Annotated in this window: 11 protein-coding genes, 1 pseudogene and 1 riboswitch; all 12 genes and pseudogenes read right to left on the bottom strand. The window is 56.7% G+C overall.

All coding sequences use genetic code 11. From position 1 onward, the window contains the following. Window positions 1-32: 32 nt before the first annotated feature. Window positions 33-683 (bottom strand): urea amidolyase associated protein UAAP2, encoded by a 651-nt coding sequence (locus GZH47_RS29960; RefSeq protein WP_162644753.1) that lies wholly within the window; start codon window positions 681-683, stop codon window positions 33-35. Window positions 684-750: 67 nt separating this feature from the next. After that, window positions 751-1,473 carry an urea amidolyase associated protein UAAP1 gene (locus tag GZH47_RS29955; protein ID WP_162644752.1) on the bottom strand — a complete coding sequence of 241 codons (723 nt, stop codon included), beginning with the start codon at window positions 1,471-1,473 and terminating at the stop codon, window positions 751-753. A 50-nt stretch (window positions 1,474-1,523) separates the two neighbouring features. Then, window positions 1,524-1,657: riboswitch (guanidine-I (ykkC/yxkD leader) on the bottom strand. Between the two features lie 132 nt (window positions 1,658-1,789). Then, on the bottom strand, window positions 1,790-3,721 hold the full coding sequence (locus GZH47_RS29950) for an LTA synthase family protein (RefSeq protein ID WP_162644751.1): 1,932 nt from the start codon (window positions 3,719-3,721) through the stop codon (window positions 1,790-1,792). A gap of 23 nt (window positions 3,722-3,744) precedes the next feature. Continuing rightward, a complete protein-coding gene (locus GZH47_RS29945) occupies window positions 3,745-4,623 on the bottom strand; it encodes a radical SAM/SPASM domain-containing protein (protein ID WP_162644750.1) in 879 nt (292 codons plus the stop codon). 212 nt (window positions 4,624-4,835) lie between these two features. After that, window positions 4,836-5,162 (bottom strand): hypothetical protein, encoded by a 327-nt coding sequence (locus GZH47_RS29940; protein WP_162644749.1) that lies wholly within the window; start codon window positions 5,160-5,162, stop codon window positions 4,836-4,838. Between the two features lie 107 nt (window positions 5,163-5,269). Then, a complete protein-coding gene (locus GZH47_RS29935; RefSeq protein ID WP_162644748.1) occupies window positions 5,270-5,566 on the bottom strand; it encodes a DUF6509 family protein in 297 nt (98 codons plus the stop codon). An 87-nt stretch (window positions 5,567-5,653) separates the two neighbouring features. Then, window positions 5,654-6,330, bottom strand: a pseudogene (locus tag GZH47_RS29930) (DUF4166 domain-containing protein). After that, complete coding sequence (locus GZH47_RS29925; RefSeq protein WP_162644747.1) at window positions 6,330-7,406, bottom strand: DoxX-like family protein; 1,077 nt, start codon at window positions 7,404-7,406, stop codon at window positions 6,330-6,332. Before GZH47_RS29925 ends, GZH47_RS29930 begins: the two are co-directional and overlap by 1 nt. 225 nt (window positions 7,407-7,631) lie before the next feature. After that, window positions 7,632-8,270, bottom strand: coding sequence for a response regulator transcription factor (locus GZH47_RS29920; RefSeq protein ID WP_162644746.1), 639 nt, complete (start codon window positions 8,268-8,270; stop codon window positions 7,632-7,634). Window positions 8,271-8,280: 10 nt separating this feature from the next. After that, window positions 8,281-9,603, bottom strand: a complete 1,323-nt coding sequence (locus tag GZH47_RS29915) for a sensor histidine kinase (protein WP_162644745.1) — start codon at window positions 9,601-9,603, stop codon at window positions 8,281-8,283. After that, window positions 9,600-10,118 (bottom strand): methylated-DNA--[protein]-cysteine S-methyltransferase, encoded by a 519-nt coding sequence (locus GZH47_RS29910; RefSeq protein WP_162644744.1) that lies wholly within the window; start codon window positions 10,116-10,118, stop codon window positions 9,600-9,602. The genes GZH47_RS29915 and GZH47_RS29910 overlap by 4 nt, the downstream gene beginning before the upstream one ends. After that, window positions 10,111-10,698: a bifunctional transcriptional activator/DNA repair enzyme AdaA gene (locus tag GZH47_RS29905; RefSeq protein ID WP_162644743.1), complete on the bottom strand. Its 588-nt coding sequence runs from the start codon at window positions 10,696-10,698 to the stop codon at window positions 10,111-10,113. The genes GZH47_RS29910 and GZH47_RS29905 overlap by 8 nt, the downstream gene beginning before the upstream one ends.

Here is a 10,698-nt window from a genome sequence, read left to right as displayed (position 1 = left end):
CGTTTTCTCTCTCTGGCTTGCTGTCGTTCATGCTAGGGATTCCAAATCAACACGCGAATCGGCGTCGGATTGTAAGCATTGCAAGGATTGTTAAGCTGCGGGCAGTTGCTGATCAGCACCGTCGTGCGGGCGATCGCCGCCATTTCGACGTAGCAGCCCGGTGCCGATACGCCGTCGGCGAATGTAAGTCCGCCGTCCGGCGTCACCGGCACGTTCATGAAGAAATTGACGTTCGGCGCCAAGTCGCGCTTCGTATAGCCGCCATCGTGCCGCGCCAGTTGCAGCATGAACGTATCGCGGCAGTTATGCATGCTCAGCTTGTCATGCGCGTAACGGACCGTATTGCTCTCCGCGGAGCAGGAGCCGCCGACCGTATCGTGCCTGCCGCATGTATCGGCCACGATCTTCACGAGCGGTTTGCCGGATTCCGCGCGAAGGACGGAGCCCGTCGTCAAGTAGATGTTCCCTTGGCCCGCGATCGTCGCGACCGCGCTGTAATGATCGTCCCTGTTATCGGCATCGAAGAACAGCGTATCCGCGGCTTGATTGCCTTCCAGGTCCACGATGCGCAGCACCTGCCCCGGCTCCAGCACCTTCATCCAGCCGTCTCCGGCCAGGATCGTCTCGTCCACGATCGCCAGTTCTTCGTTCAGTTCGCTTTCGGTTCGGATAAAAGCAGTCATAGCGGATTCCTCCTCGTCGTTTTTGGTTATCGCACCAAGCTATCCATTCCTTGCTGCACTCTTGGTCCTACTTGCCGGCCAGTAAATGATACGTTTCCGTATTCTCGAACGCCCGGCGGTTCTCGCCGCGGTAGCGATAACAATAATCCGTCTCCGGTTGGAAGGCTGGAGCGATCTCTACATCGAGCTTGACGGCCGCCGTTGGGTAGACCGTGCTAGGATTCAGTGGATTCGGCGTGTTCGACAGGACGATCAACACGTCCATGTCCGTGCGCAGCGTCACTTGGCTGCCTTCCTTGCAATGCTTGGTATCGTAAATCATGACGCCTTCTTCATTGCACGCCGTCTTGGCGAACAAATTCACGACCGGTCCGAGATCGCGGACGCCGAGGCCGCAGCGAACCAGCTCGACGGCGAAGTTCTCGTAGCCGCTGCGCAGCCAATCGTTGCGAACGGTCTGATAATTCGTCGCGCCGTATTTGGCGTCCGTCCCCTCGCGGGTCGTTACCCCGCATATCGTATCGTGCCAGCCGAGATCGTCTTCCACGATGCTCGCAAGCACGCGACCGTTGTCGCTCATCAGTACGTTCCCGCGCGTCAAGCGAGCGGTATACTGGGCTTTCAGCGTATCCGGCATGTTGTAGCGCTCCGTCAAATCATGGGCGTTGAACAGCATGACCGCCAGGTTCGCATCGTCCTGCAGCGCCGTGAACGTGAGCAGTCGGCCTTTGGCAAGTACGCCGGACCATTTTCCGCCGGGCGCGATTGTCGTGCTCCATAGCTTTGTCATTGAAACCCCTCCTCCGATGTTAACGAAAAATAAAAAAGCCCGGGAGTGTGATCTCCCAGGCTTTTATCCTTCCGTGTTATGCAGTCGGCTCCGTGCCAGGCACGATACGTTTCCGCACACTATCTCTCGGACCAGGCTTGACGAACGTTTGACGGCCGTCAACGGAACCCTAGATAGTTTTGTTGTCCTCAATGCTGACATGAGAACCGATATGCAATTGTTAAAACCTGCTATTGGTACTGATTATAGGCGGCGCCGCGCCGATATGTCAATAATCATGTCAGGTTTTATTACATTGCATATCGAAAATAGACGTTTACCGCTTCGGAAGCGACCGCACATAATGGTCGGACAGCTCCATCAGCTTCAAAATGTAATCATAATCCTTGCGATACGGCGACAGGTCGGTCACGGGCTCCAACGTCCGGATGTTGACGGCAGTACCGTCATCGAATCCTTTGCCGGGCACGAACAAGATATCGTTATTGAAGAACGAGCCTGTCGGCAGATAGTAGCGCGAACCGATGACGTTATGATCGATGTTCAGCAGATCGTGGCCGAACGTCGTGAAATTCGCCTGTTTCAGCGATATGCCCAGCAGATTGGTCACCGTCGGCATAATATCCAGCTGACCGCCGACTTGATCCACCACTTCGCCCTTCTGCTGTCCCGGAACATGAATGATGAGCGGGATGTTGAACCGGGTCACTTTCGGATCGTACTTGATGCCGAGCAGCCGGTTAACCTGTTCGGGATCGTTGTCGTCCGGCTGCAGGCCGAAATGATCGCCATAGAACACGAGGACGGTATCGTCCCACATGCCCTCGGCTTTGAGCCGCTCGACTAATTTGCCGATGGCATAATCCGTATAATTGACGGCGAGCAAGTAGTTGCCCAGCTGCGTCTTCTTCAAGTTGTCGGGCAGCGTCATCTTCGCCCGGTCAGCCGGCACTTCGAACGGGAAGTGGCTCGAAACCGTCACGAATTGGGCATAGAAAGGCTGATCGCTTTTGTCGATATCGCTAAGCTTATCGACGGCAACGCGGTACAATTCCTCGTCGGATGCGCCGAAACTGTTGAAATGATCGTTCTTGTAATACGGCTTGTCGTAATAATGATCGAAATTAAGCGCCGCATACAGCTTGTTCCGATCCCAGAAGGTCACGTCGTTGACGTGGAACGTATCGGCGATATAGCCGTTCTGCTGCAGCAGCCGCGGCAAGCTCGGAATGTTCCGGTTGCCGTACCCGGTCGACATCGCGATCTGCGCCGTCGGATAAATCGACGTATTCGACATGAACTCGGCATCCGATGTATTGCCTTGGCCGATTTGTTGGAAAATATGCGGGAAGTACAACCCTTCGTCAGCCAGCTTATTCAGCTCCGGCGTGATTTCCTTTCCGTTCAGCTTCAGATGAATCGGGAAATTCTGGAACGCTTCCATCTGCACGAAAATCACGTTCTTGCCTTTCGCGATCCCGAAGTCGGCCGGCGTTCCGCCCTGCTTGTCCTGATACGGATACGTGGCCTGCAAGTCTTCGGCCTGCTTGACGAAATCCGCCGTATTGCCTTCGGCGGCGATGCTGTTGTCTTTCGCGGCTTTGATCGCGGCAGCTACCTGATAGTTCAGGAAGCCTTCGTCTTCCGCCATCACGAGCTCGTTCTCGATCGGCATGCCGACGTGAATGAACCGCGCCGAAACGACGATCGCAAGGATGAATAAAGCACTCAGGACGACACGGTACATCGGAGTTGCGGAGGCAAGTTTTCTTCTCCCGCTGCCGCTCCGTCTCTTCATCACGCCTGCATAGATCCAAACCGCAAGCCCGATGACGATGTCCGGGAAGAACCAGTAATGGCTCCACTGGATCGTCGACTCGACGCTGTCTTTGACTTTGGTCACCTGATGCAGTTCGTAGAGCGCCGTGTACGTCGGAACCGAGCCGAAATGCTCGAAATAAACGGCCGACGAGAACAGCAGCAGCGAAACGATCAGATTCAGCCCGCCGTAGGCCCATGCCTTGAGCTTGGCCGGCGTCGCGAGTTCAAGCGCGCATAAGAGGACGAGCAGCGCCGAGGCGTCCGCGGTCAAGCGCGGCCATTTGATTTCGCCGAACAGAAAATAGCGCAGCAGCGCCAGTTTGATCAACAGAATGACGACGGCCGCATAGAACAGCGGCACGCGGAACGAACGTTCCTCGTTCAGATAAAGCAATGAATCCCTGGATCTTGACGATGAATGACGCATAATGGAGTACAAACCTTCTTTCCTTACATGCTGAACCGTTGCCTGTATCCGCATTTGCGGCACAGCTCTTCGACCACTTCACGTCGGGAGAAGCCGTCGTACAGCCGGTTCGCTCGCTCCCCTTCGACGATTTCCGAGAACGGGGTTTGATGGATGTTGCCGAGATTGATAACGCCTTCGCCGTCCAGGCAGCAGGGTATCACGGTACCGTCCACGAGTACGCCGGCTTGATTCCGAAGCCCGTGGCAGAAGCCGCGGCTCAAATCTTCTTCCTCTTTCAAATCCGGCCACTTGAATTCATGATCGTGATTCAGATAGATGCGATCGGCCAGCTTGATCCCTTTGCCCCGGGTAAACTGGTCCATGATGCGAAAATCGAGCTCGAACGTACGCTCCAGCTGATCCAAAATGTCCTGATTGCGCTGCCGCTCGACGTTCGTCGCATTGTCTTCCGTCAAATTCCACAGTCGCAGCGAGATCAGCACATTCGATTGCGCAACGGCTTCTTTGGCGAAAGCCAGCACTTTGCCGACGTAGCCTTCCTTGTCCACAGAGCCTTCATGGCCGTCGAAGCTGTGCAGCGAGAAATTAATTTGGCGCAGCGCCGGCTTGCCCATGATTTTCGGTCCCGCTTTATGAAGCAGCGTGCCGTTCGAGGTCAAATTCACCTTGAAGCCGCGTTCGTGGCTGAGGTCGAGCAGGACGTCGATTTTGGGATGCAGCAGCGGCTCGCCTTTGACGTGGAAATAAATATGGTCGGTATGCGGTCTGATTTCGTCCAGCGTCTTCGTGAAATCGTCGATGCCGATAAAGCCTTTCGAACGATTCGTCGGCGGGCAAAAGGAGCAGGCCAGGTTGCATACGCTCGTAATTTCGATATAAAATTTCTTGAATGTCTTCATGCCGTATGAGCCCCGTTTCCTCGGATCAACCTCTGTTGCGTTGCGATAACATACCCACCATTATATGATGCTTGCGTAAAGCCTGTCCACTTTCAGAGGCCCCGCTTCCATCCCTTCCCGCTAAACAAAGAAACAGGACCCCGGCAAGAGGCCCTGTGCATATTCTATTCCGGATTGTTTCCTTCGCGAATGAACGGACGCCTTAACGGCCGTTATGCTTTCTGCAGCAGGTCGTGCATCTCGTCCTCCGTGCGCTCGACCTTCAGCACATGCTCGACGGCAATGTCGGCCTTGTTCTCGTTGCGGAAGATTGCTCCTTCGAGGCGATAGCCGTTCGCCCTGGCCATGGAGTAAAACGCGCAAAGCTGGTTGGCAATCCGCACGGCCTGCTCTTTGGAAGCGGCCGCATATAACGTATTGCCGAAACTGAGTGGATTGTTGTTGCTTTGGATGTTGACATGGAAGGCATCGGCTTCGCCATCCACCTGCTTCACCAAAATTTGGTTGTTGTAACAGTTCAACAGATAATGGACTGTCATGTCATTCACCGCCTAATCACTTTGTTTCGGCCCGCTTATTAGCTTGCCGTACTCCTTATTAAACGGGCCAAGTCGTTATGAAACGCCGGCCTTATACCCGTTGCTATCTATTCTTCCGCTTCGGTGAAATGCTCGCCGCAGAACGATTCCAGCATCTGTTCTTCTTCGTCCTCGAGCTCGACGTCCGCGAACTTGTCGTTCAACCGTTCGAACAGCTCGTACTTGACGATCTTGCCGGTCTCCCCGTCTACGCGGTATATGACCCGAATATACAATCCGCCTGCGACATACAGCTCGTCGTCCTCGGCGACGTCAATGTCCAGCTTGAATTCATACCGTTCCCCCGTCAAAATGCCGAACGGATCCTTCACTTTCTCTACGGTGTACGCCTCGATCTCAATCACTATTCCTCATCCTTCCAGTTATCGTAGCCTCCATTATACCGTTTTTGCGGTCGACTTACGAACGGCTGGTTGGACGGCAATGCGCCGCTATTCCCTGAATTCCTCGCGTGTCGGCTTCACCTCCTGCGGTATGCGACTGTCCGTCATCGGAACCGCCGAAGCCCTGAACCACCGGCATAGCGGAAAACCGGCCCCAGCAGCGGGTTATCGATATCGACCGTAATGCGGTAACGGCCGGCTTCGTCATCGTACCATTCATGCACGCCTGCCCGCCCGGTCATTCGTTCCGGAAACCGAAACTGCAGCAAGCCTTCATAGAACCGCTGCTCTCCCGAACGGATGTAAATACCGCCAATCGGCGAAACGTCCAGCTCCAAATCGACGGCAAGATGCTGCTTCGTGCCCAAATAATCGACGATGCGCCGGCGCTCGGGGCTGTAGATCATCGTCGCGTCGAATTTGCGGACCCCGTTCGGAAACCGGAACCGGCGGCTCCAAGTGACGGTTTCGCGGCCGTAAGAATCCAAGTAGGCGTAATTGGATATCGAGAACGGAATGTTCTCTCCCGCCTGCGGGAACATGATATGGCGCGATGCGCCGAGCAGCAGCGGGGCAGCCGCCCACTTGGCATACCAGATCCGTTCCATGACGCCTTCGCCGATGGAAGCGATGCCGTCTTCGCTGTTGAAGCCGAACCGCGCTTGGATCCGCGGATGAAGACGTTGGAACGACTGGCCCATTACGCGTTCATAAATCGATTTCATCATAGTCTCGTTCCTCCCGTTCGTTCAGGTTTGCGCAGGCAGCGCGCGGCCCGCGGCAGATCATGGCTGGAATGCAGGACGGCGATGCATAAGGCGATCATGCCCGCTCCAAGCGCTGCCGGATTGTATGGCGTCGCGAGCAATGCGGGGTTGCCGACGGACGCCGACAACGCCATCAGGAGCAGCAGCAGCATTTGCAGCATCAACGCTCCGCGGCTGCGATGCAGAAGCATCGAGGCTGCTCCGATGCCGATCTCGATCACGCCGAGCAGTTTTACAAGCATGAGCGCCCAGCTATCCGGGATCCAGCCGACCGCCTGCATCAAGGCTAGCTCGCCGTCTTGCGGGAACAGCAGCTTCGGCAGCAAGCCTTGTCCGATCCACAGGCCTGCGAGCGCGGCACCGCAGGCATAGTGGATGACGGCTTGGCGGATCAGCATCCGCGGCGGAATCCCCTCCTCCAGCCAGATGCGAAGCGCGTCGAAGCTCCACGCGGTCGCCCAGCCGAACAATGGCCGGAACAGCCAGCGGTCGAATAAAGCTCCTGCCAGGCCGAATCGCGTCCGGTAGTCGTATTGCGTCACGAACCGGATGCCATTCACGGTTTGCTTGGTTTGTTCGGTTTGCTTAGTTTGTTCGGTTTGCCGGATCTGCCCGGTGTGGTCGGTTTGGTCAATTTGCTCACTCCGCCCGCTCCACTCCGACTGCTCAGCCCATTCGATTCGCCCGGCTGATCCGTTCGCATACGAACCCGTATACTTCCAATATCCCGCCCCTTTGCTGATCAGCGACCACGGCTGGCCGGAACCGAACGCCAGCGTCGACAAGCGTATATTTCGCTTCGCGGATATTTTCGATTGCGACTCTCCCGTTCCCGCAATATGCAAGCCGAAGCCGATTCGCGTGCGATATGTAAAGCGTTGGGGCTCATCATGGCTTCTCCGCGGAAGGTAGGCGATATCGGAAAATCGCAAATCCCACTGCCGGTGAAGCTCCGGACGCTGCGTATGCGCCCACAGCGTTTCCATGTCGGCGCGTATCGTCGTTTCCACGTAGATCGGTTTTCTTCCGTCCATCCCGCTCTTCAGCTCCTCTTCTCTTCGCTCTTAGAGCAAGTATAACGTCATGAAAGGCGAGTCCGGCAGGACTAACTTCCATAGGACGACAGCGAAGAGAGGTACTACGCGGCGTAGTACCTCTCTTCGAAATGTATTTGCATTTATCCGGCAATCCGGTAGTGATGCGTTTGTCGTTCTAGACAAATCGACATCAATGCGGCTTATCCATTCGTCGCGGCATCTCTAGCTCTCATCGTCCGGCGACAGCCCTTTGCGCTTCACTTTCTCCACCGCTTCGCGGCTGCTGCGCACGCCCAGCTTCTTGAGAATCTTGTTGACCTGATTCTTCAGCGTACTCTCCGCCTTGTACAGCTTACGCTCGATTTGGGATTGCGAGTAGCCCTCTTGGATGAGCTCGAACACTTCTCGTTCCGCCGTCGTCAGTTCTTTCAGCTGCTCTTCCCGCTTCAATCTCGTAAATTCCTTGAGCAGCGCATCCATGGGCGCCGAATGATGGTGCGCCGCCCGGATGGCGTGGGGAAGATGGAGATAGTTCGTCTTCTCGATATAGTTGACGGCGCCAGCCGTGAACGCCTGCGTCATGACGGACTCTTCGCTCATCGACGTAAGCATGATGATCTTGGCATCCGGAACCAGCTCGTGGATCTCCATCGCCGCGTAGATTCCCTCATGCTTGCGGTCGGTCAGCTGGATGTCCATCAGCACGACGTCGAAGGTCAACGTTCGGGCGAGCGCCGCCGCTTCGGGGCCGTTCGTCGCCGCTCCGACAACGAGAAGATCCGCTTCGCGATTCAGAAACGTGCTGATCGCCTTGATCCAATCGAGGTCGTCTTCCACGAGAAAAACGCGAATTGCGCTCATGAGGTCCATCTCATCCCTTCGTTCGTTTCTTGCGCGGAAACTTCAGTCTGGCGCGCGTCCCGCTGCCGGTATCGTTCCCGATTTCAAGCGTCCCGCCGCTCAGCGCCATCACGTTGTAGACGTAGGACAAGCCCAGTCCATAATTATCGACATCGCTCTTCGTGCTGAAGAAGGGCTCCATCACGCGTCCCAGCAGTTCTTTCGGAATGCCCGGTCCGTTGTCGGCTACGGCCAGCGTGACATATTTCTTATCGCCGTCTAGCATGAGCTGCACATGGCCACCGTTGTCCATCGCTTCGATCGCATTTAAGATCAGATTGCCGATCGCTTCTTGAACATGAATGGGATCGATCATCAACGCCGGTCGTTCCAGCGGGCTAAAGGCCGCGGTGATGCCGTTCTCTTCCAACAGCCCGGCATACCGGTCCAAGCATCGCTGCGCAATGACGTCCAATGCGCAAAGCTCTTCATGCAGAACGACTGCGCGCGTCCGATGATGAATGCGCGTCACCATGTCCAGCATATGCGCGGAGGATTGCGCGATAATGGCGAGATGCTGCTTCGTCTCCGCGTCGGCATCCGGCAAATGATGACGCAAATTCAGCGTGCTAAGCGAGATTTTGCCGATTTCATTCTTGATCGAATGGTTGATCATGGTCGTTCCCGAGCTGACGGCCTGCATCGATGCATCCAAGGGATCGCGCTCGATTCGCAGTTTCACGCCCAAGAAGCCGTAGATGAACACGCACAGCAATGCCATCGCGAGCGAGTAGATGATGAAGACGGAGATGTAATTGAAGAAGTCGAAATCCGGCTCGATCGCCCGCGCCACGTTAATAAACGCGAGCGCGGCAAGCACGGAAGGCACGACGATGAGCGTCGTAACCAGCCGGTTCCTCCTTCGGCCCGCATCGGACTCCTTCCAGAGCGCCCGCAGCAGCACATAACAAGAGAAGATATAATAAGGACCGACCCAGCAGAGCAGGAGTACGAAATCAAGCTTTAATATAGGCCGCAGCGGCGTAACCGCAAGCATGCACGCCGCGGGCAGCAGGAGCGCGAGCTTGAGCACTTGGGCTCTCGAACGATTGCGGGGCATATAGCCCGCGTAGACGAGGCTGAACACGAAGATGCCGAACGGCGTGCACGTTTGATTAACGTACACGACCGTATCGGCAAGATGCGTCCACCCCGCATCGCGGACCGCATTCTCCAACCCGCCGATCGCCGCGCAGGCCAGGAAGAACGCCGCCCAGCGGTTCGTTTCGCGACGAGGCTGGCTGAGCAGCAGCACGGCGCCGGCGGCGAGCAGCGCGAAGAAATAGAAGATCATCGCGTCTCCTGCAGCGTCGATCCTTCCAGCCGCAGCAGCTCCGCTTTCGCTATCATTCCGCCGCGAAAGCCTGTCAGTCCGCCATTCTTGCCGACGACCCGGTGACAAGGCACGACGATCAGCGCCGGATTCGCTCCGATGGCCGCTCCAACCGCGCGGACCGCCGATGTCTTGCCGATTCGCGCCGCGATATCCGAGTATGCGCATGTTTCGCCATGCGGAATACGGAGAAGCGCCTGCCATACCGATTGCTGGAAGTCCGTTCCCTTGAGGTCCAGCGGAACATCGAAGCCGCGGCTCTCGCCTCGCAAATAGGCGCCGAGCGCTTCGGCATACGGCATCATGCCCGCATCGTCGCGGCTGAGCGCGGCCTTCGGCAGCTTCTTCCTCGCCCAGGTTTCGAGTTCTTCGAACGGCGCGCCGGGCGACCCTACGTAACAGAGCCCCGCCTCCGTCGCCGCAAGATACAGCTGCCACGCGCCGCTTGCCATCAACGTCCAATTCAATTTATTCATCCTGTTCACCAACTTTCCGATTCGGATTCATAGGTTTATTCGTATGTTCTTCCCGAAAGCGGGATGGCGTTCGGCCTGTCGCGCGATGGAAGACGGTCGCGAAATGCGCCGCATTCGGCATGCCCACCTGCTCGCCGACTTCCGCTACCGCGAACCGCGTATCGCGAAGGAGCGCCTTCGCCGCGCCGAGCCGAACTTGAAGCAAATAATCGGCCGGCGATAGGCCCATCATCCGTTTGAACGTGCGCTGCAAGTGAAACTGGCTGACATGCTGTTGATCCGCCAACGCCGGAAGCGTAAGCCGCTCCCGATATTGCGCACGAATGGACTCGGCGATGGCATCGACCCATTCTTCGTCCGGCAGCCGCAGTCCGTCGGGCTTGCATCGTTTGCATGGCCGGAAGCCTGCCATTGCCGCCTCGGAAGCCGTTGCGAATACCCGCACATGCTCGCGCTTCGGCGCCCGGGACTTGCAGGATGGCCTGCAGAAGATCCCCGTCGTGCTGACGCTGTAATAGAATCTGCCATCTTGGCCGGCATCGCAGTTCACGATCGCGGACCACTTGTCTTCGGTCACCAT

This window comes from Paenibacillus rhizovicinus (assembly GCF_010365285.1).
GTDB lineage: Bacteria > Bacillota > Bacilli > Paenibacillales > Paenibacillaceae > Paenibacillus_Z > Paenibacillus_Z rhizovicinus.
This window is presented reverse-complemented; position numbering and strand designations above follow the sequence as displayed.